Origin of the sequence: Fluviicola sp. (genome assembly GCF_029266855.1) — a bacterium.
GTDB lineage: Bacteria > Bacteroidota > Bacteroidia > Flavobacteriales_D > Crocinitomicaceae > Fluviicola.
Genome location: NZ_JAQSWB010000002.1, coordinates 600,305 through 616,380 on the forward strand (window position 1 = coordinate 600,305; position 16,076 = coordinate 616,380).

General features: G+C 40.3%; 14 protein-coding genes. 13 read left to right on the forward strand and 1 reads right to left on the reverse strand.

Annotated features, from left to right (window positions below):
* Positions 1-64 precede the first annotated feature (64 nt).
* From K0S23_RS08025 to K0S23_RS08085, 13 genes are all read left to right on the forward strand, one after another.
* Positions 65-3,076 (forward strand): YfhO family protein, encoded by a 3,012-nt coding sequence (locus tag K0S23_RS08025; protein WP_300355959.1) that lies wholly within the window; start codon positions 65-67, stop codon positions 3,074-3,076.
* A 13-nt stretch (positions 3,077-3,089) separates the two neighbouring features.
* Entirely contained in the window at positions 3,090-4,277 is a 1,188-nt protein-coding gene (locus K0S23_RS08030; protein WP_300355961.1) for a UDP-N-acetylglucosamine 4,6-dehydratase, read from the forward strand.
* A 3-nt stretch (positions 4,278-4,280) separates the two neighbouring features.
* Positions 4,281-5,429, forward strand: coding sequence for a LegC family aminotransferase (locus K0S23_RS08035; protein WP_300355963.1), 1,149 nt, complete (start codon positions 4,281-4,283; stop codon positions 5,427-5,429).
* The gene (locus K0S23_RS08040; RefSeq protein ID WP_300355965.1) at positions 5,429-6,052 is read left to right on the forward strand and encodes an acetyltransferase; all 624 of its coding nucleotides are present in this window, start codon (positions 5,429-5,431) and stop codon (positions 6,050-6,052) included. Before K0S23_RS08035 ends, K0S23_RS08040 begins: the two co-directional genes overlap by 1 nt.
* A complete protein-coding gene (gene neuB / locus K0S23_RS08045; protein ID WP_300355967.1) occupies positions 6,052-7,074 on the forward strand; it encodes an N-acetylneuraminate synthase in 1,023 nt (340 codons plus the stop codon). Before K0S23_RS08040 ends, neuB begins: the two co-directional genes overlap by 1 nt.
* Positions 7,071-8,177, forward strand: coding sequence for a UDP-N-acetylglucosamine 2-epimerase (gene neuC, locus K0S23_RS08050; protein ID WP_300355969.1), 1,107 nt, complete (start codon positions 7,071-7,073; stop codon positions 8,175-8,177). The genes neuB and neuC overlap by 4 nt, the downstream gene beginning before the upstream one ends.
* Positions 8,177-9,220: a nucleotidyltransferase family protein gene (locus K0S23_RS08055; RefSeq protein ID WP_300355971.1), complete on the forward strand. Its 1,044-nt coding sequence runs from the start codon at positions 8,177-8,179 to the stop codon at positions 9,218-9,220. Before neuC ends, K0S23_RS08055 begins: the two co-directional genes overlap by 1 nt.
* A gap of 2 nt (positions 9,221-9,222) precedes the next feature.
* Positions 9,223-9,924, forward strand: coding sequence for an acylneuraminate cytidylyltransferase family protein (locus K0S23_RS08060; protein WP_300355973.1), 702 nt, complete (start codon positions 9,223-9,225; stop codon positions 9,922-9,924).
* Positions 9,925-10,046: 122 nt separating this feature from the next.
* Complete coding sequence (gmd, locus tag K0S23_RS08065) at positions 10,047-11,072, forward strand: GDP-mannose 4,6-dehydratase (protein WP_300355975.1); 1,026 nt, start codon at positions 10,047-10,049, stop codon at positions 11,070-11,072.
* A gap of 4 nt (positions 11,073-11,076) precedes the next feature.
* A complete protein-coding gene (locus K0S23_RS08070) occupies positions 11,077-12,000 on the forward strand; it encodes a GDP-L-fucose synthase (RefSeq protein WP_300355977.1) in 924 nt (307 codons plus the stop codon).
* A gap of 14 nt (positions 12,001-12,014) precedes the next feature.
* On the forward strand, positions 12,015-13,169 hold the full coding sequence (locus K0S23_RS08075) for a glycosyltransferase family 4 protein (protein ID WP_300355979.1): 1,155 nt from the start codon (positions 12,015-12,017) through the stop codon (positions 13,167-13,169).
* Positions 13,159-14,034: a hypothetical protein gene (locus K0S23_RS08080; protein WP_300355981.1), complete on the forward strand. Its 876-nt coding sequence runs from the start codon at positions 13,159-13,161 to the stop codon at positions 14,032-14,034. Before K0S23_RS08075 ends, K0S23_RS08080 begins: the two co-directional genes overlap by 11 nt.
* Complete coding sequence (locus K0S23_RS08085) at positions 14,015-15,271, forward strand: glycosyltransferase (RefSeq protein WP_300355983.1); 1,257 nt, start codon at positions 14,015-14,017, stop codon at positions 15,269-15,271. The genes K0S23_RS08080 and K0S23_RS08085 overlap by 20 nt, the downstream gene beginning before the upstream one ends.
* Here the strand turns inward: K0S23_RS08085 and K0S23_RS08090 are convergent.
* Complete coding sequence (locus K0S23_RS08090; RefSeq protein WP_300355985.1) at positions 15,260-16,027, reverse strand: class I SAM-dependent methyltransferase; 768 nt, start codon at positions 16,025-16,027, stop codon at positions 15,260-15,262. The two genes, K0S23_RS08085 and K0S23_RS08090, sit on opposite strands and share 12 nt — an antisense overlap.
* Positions 16,028-16,076 lie beyond the last annotated feature (49 nt).

A 16,076-nucleotide genomic window follows, 5' to 3' on the forward strand; every position in this document is an offset into this window, starting at 1 on the left:
ATTTGTAGTAAAACAAGCTTTGGAAGATTAAAGTTCTTATTTTTGGGTGCAATAATTTATACTTATGGATTTAAAGGGATTCTTTCAAAGAAACTGGATTTACCTGGCAATGATCGGGGCAATATTGATTGTTTTGGCGGTATTTTTCAAACCTCAATTTGATGGCTATGCTGTGAAACAACACGATATTAAAGAAGGTTTGGGAATGGGTAACGAAACTAATTTGTTTCGCGAAGCCACCGGGGAAGAACCAAAATGGACAAGTTCCGCCTTTGGTGGAATGCCTACGGAGCAAATTTCCATGTTGAATCCGGGAAACTGGTTTAAAACCATTTTAAATGGCTTTTTCTCTATTTTTCAAGGGCCGCTTGGATTAATTTTCCTTCATTTCCTTTGTTTCCTGGTATTTGCCAGACTATTGAAGATAAAACCTCTCATTGGTCTTTTAGGCGCAATTGCATTTAGTTTTGCAAGTTACGAGTTGATCGTGATTCAGGCAGGACACGTTGCAAAATCAGGAGCAGCAGCATTTTTACCTGCCATTTTGGGAGCATTTATCTATGCGTTTCGGACAAATAGAAAATGGGGAATTATCCTGGCGGGGATTTTTATGACTTTTGAATTGGAAATGAATCACGTCCAGGTAACATACTACTTCCTGTTTGTATTGCTTTTTGTTGGGATTTACCTGTTTGTTGAAGCTGTCAAAAATAAAGAAATTAAGAAGTTTGTAATTACGGCAGCAGGTATAATCGGCGTTTTTATAATAGCTTTTGCGATCAACAGTAGTAATATCATTCTGTCAAATGATTACGCCAAAGTAAGTATTCGTGGAGCAAATGACATCAGCATTACCCCTGATGGACTCCCGTCAAAAATACAATCTTCCGGATTAGACCGGGATTACATAACGCAATGGTCTTATGGAGTTGATGAAACATTTACTCTTATCTCTCCTTATGTAAAAGGTAGTGCATCTGAACCAATAGGATTATCTCCATTTGCAGAGAAAATTGAAAACGGCGATTTTACTGAAGATCAGAAAAAAACAATTTTTGAAGGAAATTCATATTGGGGGACGCAGCCGATTACTTCCGGCCCGGTTTATCTTGGTATCATTGTTTGTCTTTTAGCATTCTTAGGCTTATTCTTCCTGAAAGACAAAATCAAATGGCCATTATTTGCAATCACCGTATTGGCTATTTTTCTATCGTGGGGTAAAAACTTCATGGGATTGACGAACTTCTTTATTGATCACGTTCCGGCATATAACAAGTTCAGAGCGGTAACAATTATTTTGGTAATAGTCGAGTTGACTATTCCGATTATGGGAGTTTTGTTCCTGAATGAATTGGTGAAACAACGTGAAGCAATTATCGCTCAAAAACGAAAGTTCTTAGCAGTTCTGGGAGGGTTCGTTTTATTCCTGATCGTTCTGCGTGTAGTAGGTTTGGGTGACAACTATACGAACCCGGCGGAAGCAAATCAATATGCAGGACTGACAGTAGAAGAAATGTCAAAGCAAATCATGCAGCTTGATCCGCAAATGGCAGCACAGCAATACCAGTTGGACTTGAGCAATCCACAACAAGTTCAGCAATTCGCTCAAATGCAGGTGGATTCAAGAATAGAGCAATATTCTGCGTTAAAAGAAGCCAGAAAAGTAATCTTCAGTTCAAGTATGAATCGTTCCATTTTGTTTTCGATTCTCGCTGCGGGATTATTCCTCGTGTTCCTTTATTCAAAATCAGAAAAATCAGCAACTTCAATTCTGATAGGAGGATTAGTAGTCTTAACGCTGGCCGACATGGTTCCGGTGGCATACAATTATCTTGGTGGAATCGAGACGCCGACAGGTGATCTAAAATACTGGGAAGAAAAATCAGTATCAGCTTATCCTATTTCAACAACAAAGGGCGACGAAGAAGTGATGGCTGCCGAACTTGCCGAAAATCCTGGATTAGCTGCGGTTGTAAAAAAAGGAGAAAGCCTTGGTAGAGCTAAGGCAGATGAATTGGGGTATGATGGTATTGCAAGATCAAACGTAATCAATTCTTACCGTTTCCATGCTTTAACGATGGCAACCAATTATCGTGTGCTTGATTTTGCAGGGGCTTTCAACAGTAGCCGCGCTTCCTACTTCCACAAATCTCTTGGAGGATACCACGGGGCGAAACTTCGCAACATCAGTAATCTGATCGATTTCCACATTTCAAAATCGAACAATCGCGTTTTGGATATGTTGAATGTGAAGTACTTCTTACAATCGGACCAACAAGGATTGGATACGGCGATTTATAACAGAACAGCATTAGGAAATGCTTGGCTGGTGAAATCTGTTAAAGAATTTTCTTCGCCGAATGATGAGATCCGTGCGCTTGGAAATAAATTCAGGTTGGAGAACAGAGGTCCGGGTATACTTCTGGTAAATGGTATGCCAACAAAGAAAGCCGGTATTTTTGGTGGAGAAGACTTGAAATACCTGTTGCAGGGCAAGGATACTATTCCTGTTCAATTGGCAAATGGTTTGTCAAAAGGACAAGATGCAATGTTCGTAATAGATGTTCGCGGAACTACGAACCTGGTGCCTTTAATGACATTGGAAGCGGATACTGCAAAATCTTTTACGCCGTTGGTTTATATGAATGTTGAAAGTTCATTTGATCCTAAAAATGAAGCTGTAATGCTGAATTCATTTGCGAAAAACCTGAGTGCGAAAAAATTCTCTGCCGATGGTTACGTTAAATTGGAAAAGTCTGTTCCAAACAAGTTAACTTATACCGCAGAGGTAAAAGGAAATCAATTGGCAGTATTCTCTGAAATTTACTACCCGATCGGTTGGAAAGCCTTTGTAGATAACAAGGAAGTTCCTATCCTGAAAGTGAATTATTTACTACGCGCACTGGAACTGAAAGACGGGCACCATAAAATCGAATTCGTTTACGATTTACCAAAATATTATACGACTAACATGATTGCCCGTGTAGGTAGTATCATTCTTTTTGTACTATTGGGAATTGCTTTATATACTGATTTCAGAAACAGACGAAAAGAAAAAAACGTCGTTAAACAATGATTTATCTTAAAATATGGACATCCTTGAATTAATAGGACGAAAAAGAGAATTGTTTTCGATAGATATTGAAAACAACCAATTGGAAATAGATCGTCTGGTTAGTTCAAGCCATTTTTTAGTGATTGGCGGGGCAGGTTCTATCGGTAAGGCCGTAGTTAAGGAAATTTTCAAGCGCAATCCATTAAAACTGCATGTTGTAGACATCAGCGAGAACAATCTTGTTGAGTTGGTGCGTGATTTACGAAGCACATATGGTTACATCGACGGTGATTTCAGGACTTTTGCTTTGGATGCAGGAAGTAAAATCTATGATGCATTCATTAAATCTGATGGCGAATACGATTATGTGTTGAATTTGTCGGCGCTGAAGCATGTAAGAAGCGAAAAAGATCCGTACACGCTCATGCGCATGCTCGAGGTGAACGTACTGAATACCATTAAGACCGTAGAGCAGTCGATCGCCAACGGAGCAAAAAAATATTTTTGTGTTTCTACTGATAAGGCTGCCAATCCCGTAAATCTTATGGGGGCTTCAAAACGGATTATGGAAATGTACCTCGTAGATCTGGGGAAACAAATTTCGATTTCTTCAGCCCGGTTTGCCAATGTAGCTTTCTCAGATGGTTCCCTGTTACACAGTTTCGAGGAACGGCTGAAACAGAATCATCCGATCGTTGCGCCAAACGACGTGAAACGTTATTTCGTAACTCCACGTGAGTCGGGAATTCTCTGCCTGATGTCTTGTCTTTTTGGAGAAAACGGTGAAATCTATTTTCCGAAACTGGACGAGAATGAGCACTTGGTTTCCTTCACGGAGATTGCAGATAAATTCTTATTGGAGAAAGGTTACCAACCGGTTTACTGTCATTCGGAAGAAGAGGCTCGCACTTCCGTCATGGAACTGAAAAAGGAAAAGAAATGGCCTTGTTTTTACAGTTCATCGGACACCACAGGGGAAAAAGCATTTGAAGAATTCTATACACAAGACGAAAATATTACGTTGGATACATACATTGATCTGGGAATAGTGAAACAAAACCTTTCCGTAGATAAAAATCTGCTTACGGGTTTTCAGCAGTCGATCTCATCGATGATCGACAGATCGAGCTGGTCAAAAGAAGAATTGATCGACTTGTTCCATTCATTATTGCCCGACCTGGATTATGAAGACAAAGGAAAATATTTAGACGCTAAAATGTGAAATATGGGAGTAGCAAGTTCCAGAATAATTATTGATATGGTTCGTGATCGATTCAAGAGTTCTGAATTTATTCCATTGCACGCGCCGACCTTTAGAGGAAATGAGAAAAAATACCTGAATGAATGTATTGATACGACTTTTGTTTCCAGTGTCGGTGCATTTGTAGACCTGTTTGAAAAAAACTTATCCGAATTGATAGGGGTGCCGAAAAGTGTTGCGGTAGTCAATGGAACCGCTGCTTTGCATTGTGCACTGAAATTACTTGGAGTAGATGAAAAGCAGGAGGTAATTTCGCAGTCTTTGACTTTTATAGCAACGACCAACGCAATCTCTTACCTGGGAGCAAAACCGTTATTTATTGATGTGGATTTGGATACCATGGGACTTTCTCCTATAGCATTGCAAGCTTTTTTAACGGAATTCGGCGATCTGAGAGAAGACGGAACGTACAATAAAAAAACACATAAAAAAATAGGTGCCTGTGTAGTAATGCATACCTTCGGTTTTGCTGCAAGGATACAAGAATTACAAGCAATTTGTACTAAGTGGAAAATTCCGCTCATAGAAGATGCAGCAGAAGCGATCGGAAGTAGCTCATATGGAAAACCATTGGGTAGTTTTGGTGACTTCGGAGTTTTCTCCTTTAACGGGAATAAGATTATTACTTCAGGAGGAGGGGGCGCTCTGGTTTCCCCGAAGGAAGAATGGATGATTAAAGCAAAACACCTGACAACAGTAGCCAAAGTACCGCATGCATACGAGTTCATTCACGACGAAATAGGTTTTAATTACCGGATGCCAAACATTAATGCGGCATTGTTATGTGCTCAGATGGAACAGTTGGATGATTTTATCCAACGGAAACGCACTTTGGCCGGTTCTTATAGGGAGGAATGCGAATCGCATGGATTGAAATTCAGATGGGAAACGGAAAATACGAAAGCCAATTTTTGGTTGATGTGTATCGAAGCACAGGACAGAAAAGAACGGGATGAGATTTTGGAAAATACAAATGCCCAAAAGGTGATGACACGTCCGATCTGGCGTTTGATGCATCATTTACCGATGTTTAAAGATTGTCAGAGGGATAGCCAGGTAAATGCCCAATTTCTTGAAGACCGGATAGTAAATATACCAAGCAGCGTCATTTGATGGAAAAAGCAGTTTACCTAGTCGGTGGATCCGGACATGCACTTGTGGTAAGAGAAATCATTGTCTTAAATCACATGTATATCAAAGGATATTTTGATTTGAGGCGATCGGAATTAATGCCTCCCGAAGTTGAGTACCTGGGAGTGGAAGATACAGCAAAACTTTCTGACTGCCTTCCCGGAGCATCCTTCTTTCCAGCTGTTGGAGACAATGGTTTACGTGAAAAACTAATTCGCTTTATTCGAAGTGAGAACCGGAATGAATTGGTATTGATTCATCCGGATGCCGTTGTGTCAAAAAACGCCATTGTCGGTTTGTCAACGATGGTCGGACCAAAAGCAGTAATCAATCCTTTTTCCAGGGTTGGGGAAGGTGTGATTATCAACTCTGCAGCAGTGATAGAACATGAATGCCTGGTTGGAAATTTTTGTCATATTGCACCAGGGGCAATGATTTTGGGAAATGTACGTATCGGAGATTCAACCTTTATCGGGGCAAATGCAGTGGTGAAACAAGGAGTGAAAATAGGTTCGAATGTGATCATTGGAGCTGGATCCGTTGTTCTGAAAGATGTGCCTGATAATTGTACGCTCGTAGGAAATCCAGCTAAAATAATCAGATGATGTCAAAAGTATTAATTATAGCTGAAGCGGGGGTGAATCACAATGGTGATATGAAAATCGCCTTTCAGTTAATTGATGCCGCAGTTGAAGCAAAGGTGGATTGGATTAAATTCCAAACATTCAAAGCAGATAAACTCGTATCAAAAGAAGCTAGGAAATCCGAATACCAGATTCGTAACACGGGGACGAAGGACGAATCTCAATATCAAATGCTTAAAAAACTGGAGCTTAGCCACGAACAGCACCTGGAATTGATAGCATATTGCAAAACCCGGAATATTCGTTTTTTCTCCACAGCTTTCGATCTTGAATCACTTCAGTACCTTTCGGATTTGGGCTTTGACTATGTTAAAATACCGTCGGGAGAAATTACCAATTTGCCTTATTTAAAACTGGCTGCAATCCTTTTTGATCACGTGATTCTTTCAACCGGAATGGCTTCATTAGATGAAATTAAGGAAGCTGTTGAAGTGTTTTTGGACGCAGGGTTATCCAAATCAGCCATTACAATTTTACACTGTAATACGGAATATCCAACTCCGATGAAGGATGTAAACTTGAAAGCAATGTTGGAAATTCAATCCGTGATTGGTGTTGATATTGGTTACTCCGATCATACACTGGGAATCGAAGTTCCGATTGCTGCGGTTGCATTGGGTGCGAAAGTTATTGAAAAGCATTTTACACTCGACCGGAGGATGGAGGGACCTGACCATGCGGCATCTCTTGAACCTGATGAACTGAAACAAATGGTTCGGAGTATCAGGAATGTGGAAGAAGCAATTTCGGGTAGTGGACACAAGGAACCGTCACCTTCGGAAATGAAAAATATTCAAATTGCACGTAAAAGTATTCACATAGCTGCATCGGTACCAAAAGGACATGTTTTGAAGGAAGGGGATTTGCTGATACTCCGACCCGGAACAGGAATTTCACCTATGAAAATCAACAAGATCATAGGCCGCAAAGTTAAGAGAGATCTCACTGGAGGTGAATTACTTAATGAAGATGATTTGGAATGAATATAGCTGTACTTACTAGTTCACGTGCTGATTATGGGATCTATTTACCCTTACTGCGAAAGTTGCAGGAAGATCCGGAAATCCGGCTGTCGATCATCGCATTCGGCACACACACCTCTTCTTTTCATGGACACACTATTGATGTCATCAGAAAAGATGGATTCCAGGTATCACATGAATTAAATACACTGGTGAATGACGATTCTCCATCAGGAATAGCAATGTCTTACGCAAAAACAGCTGAGAGTTTTGCATCCTTTTGGGCAAAAAATACAGCGTATGACTGGATTATCTGTTTGGGAGACCGGTTTGAAATGTCAGCAGCGGTACAGGCTAGTATTCCTTTTCAATACAAAATTGCACACCTGTATGCCGGTGACACTACATTAGGAGCTATTGATAATATTTACCGCCATCAGCTCACATTGGCTTCCAAACTACATTTTGTGAGTATTCCCGAATACCAGCTTCGCGTAACGGAACTGATAGGTAAATCAGGTACAAGTAGTGTAATCGGTTCATTGAGTCTCTTGAATTTAAAGGAGCTGGATCCGGAAAGTCCGGAGGAATTCTTTTCGAAATGGGGAATTTCCTTGCATCGGAAATTTATTTTGGTTACGGTACATCCCGAAACCGTGAATTTCCAACTGAATGAAGTATATGCGGGAATTACAGAATCCGCATTGAGACAGTGCCTTTCCGGATTTGACCTCGTTATTACGATGCCAAACGCAGACACGAACGGTGAAATCTACAGAACTTGCTTTCAAAGATTGAAAAAAGAAGCTCCGGAAAAAGTGCATTTGATCGAGAATTTCGGAACGAAATCCTATTTCACTGCAATGAAACATGCTGCGCTGCTTGTTGGGAATTCCTCATCAGGTATTTATGAAGCGGCAAGCTTCGGGAAGATGGTGTTGAACATCGGTGACCGGCAGAAAGGCCGTATCGCACCACAGAATGTAAAGCATGTGCGCTTCAATGAGCAGGAAATTGTGGATGCGGTTCTTCAGAATGAAAATCTTACATTTGATGGGGACAATCCTTTCTCTGTAGAAAACGGGGTAGAACTGATTATAGAACGATTGAAAAATTACCAATAATGAGCCTGAAAAAACATTTGTTATCTGAAAATGCTTCGATCAATGAAGCGCTTGTCAAAATCAATGATTTGGCCCAGGATGGTATCTTGTTTGCACATAACGAGAAAAATGAGCTGGTAGGTTCAATTACGGACGGCGATATTCGCAGAGGGTTGATCCAGGGCTGCGCTTTGAATGCCCCGGTCCGGGATGTTCTGCAGGCGCATCCGAAATTTGTACGGAAGTCAGAGAACGCGGTGAAAAAGCTGATTGAACTCCGGGAAAAAGGTTTTCGAATCATCCCGATCCTGCATGACGATTCCGATGAGATTATCGGGATCCTTAATTTTCGTCTGAAACATTCTTACCTGCCGATCGAAGCGGTGATTATGGCCGGGGGTAAAGGTCAGCGTTTACGTCCGTTAACTGAAACAATACCCAAGCCTTTGCTTATGATCGGTGAAAAACCGATTGTGGAATACACTATAGACCGTTTGGAACGCTACGGGATCAATAAGTTGTGGTTATCAGTCAACTACCTGGGAGACCAACTGCAGGAATTTGTCCGGAATAAAGAAACAGACATGGAAATCAGCCTGGTTAGAGAAACCCGGCCGCTTGGAACGATTGGGTCGATCACTTTGATCGATTCTTTCCAAAAAGATACGATCCTCCTAAGCAATTCAGATTTGTTGACAAATGTGGATTATGAAGATTTCTACGTGGATTTTATGGAGTCGGATGCCGATTTGAGTATTGTGACTATTCCGTACAAAGTAGAAGTTCCGTATGCCGTTATGGAAGTATCGAACGGGAACATTTCTGATTTTAAGGAAAAACCAACCTATACCTATTATTCGAATGGAGGAATCTATTTGTTCAAGAAAGAAATGCTGGAATTTATTCCGAAAGGTGAGGTGTTTTCGGCAACTGATTTTATGAGTAAACTGATCGAAAACGGAAAGACAGTGCGTTCATTTCCGCATCACGGATACTGGCTGGACATCGGAAGACACGATGATTTCAAGCGTGCACAGGAGGATGTTAAATTATTCGACTTTTGAGTATGGTTTTGAAAGAAGATATTTTGGTCGTTATTCCGGCACGAGGTGGATCGAAAGGAATTCCCCGGAAAAACCTGAAGCTTCTGGGTAATAAACCCTTGATCGCATATACCATTGAAGTTGCCAGGGAATTATTTGAAGATACACAGATCTGTGTTTCAACAGACGACGAGGAGATTGCAGCATTTGCCCGAACTTACGGGAATATTGTACCTTTCATGAGGCCTGCTGATTTGAGCACGGATGAAGCTTCTTCACAGGAAGTAATTCTTCACGCATTGGACTTTTACAGGGAAAAAGAATATAAAGCGGTTATTCTGCTTCAACCCACATCACCTTTCAGGAAAAAAGAACATATTGAAGCTTGTGTGGGAATGTTTGATTCCTCAGTGGATATGATTGCCACTGTTTCAGAGTCACATGCAAATCCTTATTTTAACCTGATGGAAGAAAACAGCGAAGGATTTTTAACCCGCAGCAAACCTTCCGATTATACGAGAAGGCAGGATTGTCCGTCGGTTTACGCATTGAATGGGGCAGTTTATGTGATCAATACACAATCCGTGCGAACTAAACTCATTGCCGGATTTGATAAGGTCAGAAAGGTTATGATGAGTAGTCTGGAATCGGTTGACCTCGATACTCCGCTGGATTGGAAAATTGCAACGCTGATATTGGAAGAGTCAATCAAAACGGGAAATTAAAGAATTATTTTCCTGCAACAGCTTCTTGTTTTTGCAGTACGCAGATTAAAAAACAGCACCTGTAACCGGAACTGCTCGAATCATTCATAAAAACAGTATCTTTGATAGCCAAAATAAATTGAATGAAGATTGCGCTAATTACAGGTATTACTGGTCAGGACGGGTCATATTTAGCAGAATTGCTTCTTGAGAAAGGATATGTAGTTCATGGAATTATTCGAAGAGCGAGTGTTTTTAATACGGAACGTATTGATCATCTGATTGGAAGGGAACATTTCATCCTGCATCATGGAGATGTGACTGATAGTTCGAATATCAACAAATTGATGTCGACGATACAGCCTGATGAAGTGTATAATCTTGCAGCGCAAAGCCATGTTCAGGTTTCATTTGAAGTTCCGGAATATACCGCCCAGGTGGATGCAATGGGAACCTTACGAATTTTGGATGCATTGAGAAATTACTGTCCGAATGCGAAGTTCTACCAGGCATCAACCTCCGAATTATATGGAAAAGTCCAGGAGATTCCTCAAACTGAGAATACACCGTTTTATCCACGAAGTCCTTATGGAGTAGCGAAAATTTATGGATTTTGGATCGTGAAAAACTTCCGTGAAGCGTACAACTTGTATGCTTGCAATGGAATTTTATTCAATCATGAAAGTGAGCGCCGCGGAAAGACCTTCGTAACCAGGAAAATTACCATCGGACTAGCTGAAGTTGCACAGGGGATTCGCAACACCTTGTCTTTAGGGAATCTGGACTCCAAGCGAGACTGGGGCTATGCCAAAGAATACGTGGAGGCTATGTGGCTGATGCTTCAGCAGGATGAGCCGGAGGATTTTGTAATTGCAACCGGGAAAACATATACTGTCAGAGAATTCATCGAGAAAGCCGCAAAGTATGTTGGTTTTGATATCGTTTGGGAAGGAACAGGCGTGGATGAAGTGGGGATTGACCGTACTACAGGTAAAAAAGTGATTGAAATTAATCCAAAATACTTTAGACCGACAGAAGTGGATTTGCTGATTGGTGACGCAACCAAAGCATTCAACCAACTGGGTTGGAAAGCAAAAGTGGAGATAGATGAACTGGTCAGGATTATGATGGAAAATGATATTGAGCTGGTCCGGAACACTAAGCGCTAGGAAGATGGAAAAACACGACAAAATATATATAGCTGGCCACAATGGAATGGTTGGAAGTAGCATTGTCAGAAAATTAAAGCGTGAGGGATTTACGAATTTGATCACCAGATCTTCTAAAGAACTCAATCTGATCAACCAGGCGGATGTGCTGGCTTTTTTTGAAGAGACAAAACCCGATTATGTATTTATGGCAGCAGCCAAAGTAGGAGGGATTCAAGCAAATAATACTTACAAGGGTGATTTTTTGTACGACAATCTGATGATCCAGACAAATGTCATTCATGCCTCTCATCTGAATAAAGTAAAAAAATTACTATTCCTGGGAAGCTCATGTATCTATCCGAAATTTGCTCAGCAACCGATTTCCGAAGACAGTCTGTTGACTGGAACTTTGGAACCGACAAACGAACCGTATGCGATTGCTAAAATTGCAGGAATCAAATTATGTGATGCTTACAGGGATCAACATGGTTGTAATTTTATTTCCGCCATGCCTACGAATTTGTATGGACCAAATGATAACTACGATTTATCGAATTCCCACGTGTTGCCGGCAATGATTCGCAAATTCCATGAAGCAAAGCTTAATGGTGAAAAAGAAGTAGTTGTTTGGGGAACAGGCAAGCCGATGCGCGAATTTTTATATGTCGACGATTTAGCCGATGCGTGTTTTTTCCTGATGGAAAATTACGACGAAGCAGGTGCCATTAATGTAGGAACCGGATTTGACATCACCATTGAAGATCTTGCTCACCTGGTAAAGAAAATTGTAGGTTTTGAAGGGAAAATTGCCTTTGATACCACCAAACCGGACGGAACACCTAAAAAGCAGTTAAATGTAGCTAAGATCAATGCACTGGGTTGGAAAGCAACCATTGACTTGGAACAAGGCATTCAGCGGGCTTATGAATCCTTTTTGAATCAGTAAAAAGTGAACCGGTTTTGAAAAGAATTACAATAGTTTCCAGGCATTATCCGCCCAATAAGAATATCAACGGGGTACTGGCTAACCAAATGGCTGAATACCTGATCAGGGACTCCAATGCTGAGGTGACAATATTTTGCATGGATGCGGAAGCGGATGGAGGTGGAAATACATCTTCCGTTGAAGTATTTGGGAATGTAGTTCGCTTGAAACAACGGTTTAATCCGAATAGGAAGATTGGAAAACTATTGAATATGCTGTACGATGGCTATATTCTGATTAAGAAAAGCAAAAAACATCCCTCGGATCTAGTAATCTGCACCTCAAGTCCGCCTTTATTACCATTTTGGGCTTCCCGCTTATTGGCGGACAAGAAAAAATGGGCTTTTTGGTCCTTGGATCTTTTTCCTGAAGGATTTGTATCTGCAAATACCATCAAGGAAACCAGCTGGATTTTTCGCTATTTAAAAAAGAAAACGTACCAAAACGCACCTGATTTATTGATTGCACTTGGTAATGAACAAGCAAAACACATTCAACAGAATTATTCAAACCCTGTTCCAACTATTATTTTACCTGCGGGTGTTAGTTTGGAAGACAGCAATGAAGTATCTTCCGGAAATGATAAACCGATTTGGTATAATCCGGAATTAATTACCTTGGGGTATTTTGGAAACGTAGGGCAAGCACATAATCCGGAATTTATTAAAGAAGTAATCTCGGCTTCAGCCCAAAAGGGCTTTCAGTTTGTTTTGTCCGTTTATGGAATAAATGCACAGGAGGTTAAAGAGTATGCTCAAAATTTTGCGCATGTAGTTTTGGTGGAGAATGGACTTGCCCAGCATCATTTGCAATACATCGATGTTCATTTGGTATCTTTAAGAACGTCATGGACACATGCAGCCGTACCATCCAAAGCAGTTACCGCCATTTCAACTGGCAGACCGATCCTGTTTTGTGGAAGCGAAGAAAGCGACAACTGGCAGATGTTTAAAGAAACAGCCTGGTTTATCCCTGAAACAGAACAGATGAAACAGGAAATCAAGCGGTTTATTTCCGGAATTGATAAAGAAGAGATCGAATTAAAAGGTTCATTTACCAAAAATATGATAGTAACATTGAAACAACATGTGTTGGCTGCATATTTACAAATAGGAAAACATGATCAGTAAATTCTTTCAGACGGTTCTCAATTTGGGCAAAGTTGTTTTCAAGAGCAATTACTTCCTCCAGATGGAAAAATCGCTTGATGAAAATATAGTTGTGATGGGCAACGGGCCATCTTTGAAAAACGACATTGTGAATCACCTGGAAATTTTCAAAAATGCTCATTTGGCTGTGGTCAATCATTTTTGCTTGTCTGAATTTTTCTTCGAACTAAAGCCCAGAAGCTATTTCCTTCTGGACCCGGATTTTTTTACGGATGCTTCCGGTTTCAAAGGAAATGTCGGGAATACATTTGCGATCCTGACAGGAAATATTGAATGGGAAATAGACTTTTATGTCCCCTACAAATTCCGTAAATCCCTGCTTGTTAAGCGATTGAAAGAAAACAGTAGATTCAAAGTGTATTTCGTTAATTATGTTCCTGCCAAAGGTGGATTTACAACGATCAATCACTTGCTGTACAACTGGAACCTAGCTACTCCGCAATGCCAGAATGTATTGATATTCACCTTGTTTATCTTAACAAGGAAATCGACGAAAAACATCTTCCTGTTTGGGGCAGAAAACGATTGGCATGTTAATGTGATTGTAAACAAAGACAACTTTTTGGAACTTCGGGACAGACACCTTTATTCTGAGAATAAAGAAATCAAACCGATTGTATTGCTGAATGGAAACAACAGGCGAACTATGGCGGAATTGCTTGAAAGTTCCGTTAAAGTCTTTAGGGCTTACATGGAATTGGAGAAATATGCCCAAAAGAGAAATGTCAATATTTATAACTGTTCCGGTAATAGTATGATCGACGCTTTTGAACGCCTGGATAACGAGGAATTCAAACAAAAACTGCATGAAAGTTCTACTTATTAATACTTACGAAGCGCAGGGAGGAGCAGCAATTGCATGCAAACGGCTTCTCGGGGCACTCAATAAAAGCACCGAAGTTGAAGCAAAACTTTTGGTAAACCTGCGTCAAAATAACTCCGTAAATGAACAGGTATACGAAGTCGCAGATACCAAGCTCAAAAAGCTAATCAGGAAGTACTTGTTTTACCTGGAAAAAGTTCTTTTTATCCCTTACGAAGTGTCCAAACAAGAGCGATTTGCTTTTTCTACGGCTTACTTCGGGACTGACATCAGTAAACATGCATTGGTGAAGGAAGCCGATATTCTGCACATTCACTGGACAAATCAAAGTTTTCTTTCATACAGGAATATCCAACAACTGGTTAACCTGGGAAAACCGGTTTTCGTAACCATGCACGATATGTGGTATTTTACCGGTGGCTGTCATCACTCGCGCGGATGTATGAAGTTCACGGAAGATTGCGGCAATTGCCAGTTCCTGAAAAATGCTGGTTCAACGGATTTGTCTTATAAATTGCTGAAGAAAAAGAGAGATACTTATGATTCAAAAATGACTTTTATTGCCTGCAGCAATTGGCTGGCTGACCTTGCAAAACAAAGTAGTTTACTTCAGCGGAATTTAGTAACCACAATTCCGAACCCGATCGATACCAGCATCTTTTTGAAAAAAGAGAAATCCATTGCGAGAAAAGCATTCAATTTACCGGAAAATAAACTGTTGATTTTATATGCAGCGGCTAGAGTTGACGACGAGCGAAAAGGATACAAATACCTGGCAAATGCACTGAAAGCTATCAGCGATTCTGATCTCGAAATAAAGAAAAACATAGAGATCGTAGTTATGGGGAATGTGAAGAACAAAGAAGACATTGATTTTCATTTTCCAACCCATTTTTTGGGAAGTCTGAGTAAAGTAAATGAGATCGTTGATTGTTACAATTCAGCAGACTTATTCGTAACACCCTCTTTGGAAGAGAATTTACCCAATACCATTATTGAAAGTATGGCATGTGGTACTCCGGCGGTTGCATTCAGGATCGGGGGAATTCCGGATATTATTGATCACAAAACAAACGGATATCTCGCCAACTACCGCGATACACAAGATTTGGTTAATGGGATCGAATGGGTACTTGCTCAAAAAGACATCGCAGAGAAATGTATCGAAAAAGTGGAAAATGCGTTTTCAGAACAAGTGGTTTCGCGACGGTTTATTGAATTATATCAATCAAATTTTTGATGAATTCCCTTTGATAACGATGAAAGGTGAAAGCAATTTGCTATCGACCGGAATGATTTTTGTGACTGCTTTACCCAAAACAAATAGCGTTTTGACAAGTGCTTTCACAAAAATTGACTGTTCTTTTATATTGTCCAGCCAAATACTGAATTTACCCATATAGTAAACGGAAACATTTTCAATTTTCAACTCTTTAGCAACGGATTTCAGAAAATCAAGGTCCATGCAGCTGATATTATGCACATCATAATTTGGTCGGTTGAATTTTCGCTGTAGCCAACCGTTCACACCCCTGAAATTCGGGATAATGATCAGTAATTCTCCTCCGGGCTCCAGGAAATCCAGATGCCGTTGTACAATTCCTTTTGTATCATTAAAATGCTCGATAAGCCCAAGGGAATAGACCAGGTCATATTTTTTGGTAATCTCATGTGTTAATGTCAGATCATCTTCCAAAAGATGGATGCTGTCCTTTTCCAGCTGATTCGCCAAAAGCAAATCTTCTACAATTGATCGGTCAATAAAATAATCTACAAGAGCAGTTTCAAGTTTGTATTTTTTCTTGACGTAAACAGAAAAAGTTCCCGGAAAACCTCCCAATTCAATAATGGAAGCAATATTTTTATTCGTAATTATGTTGTCCAATTCGCGGTGTTGATAGCCTTTTTGTTCTACTTCTCCAATCAACTCGTCCCGTTTGTTATTCCAATAATCTTCCCAAAACTTTCGTTCGGTAAGTAAATCCTTATTTTCCATTCAGTTAAAAATAATTGCCGGCATCATAATACAGCCGCTTTTTCTATTG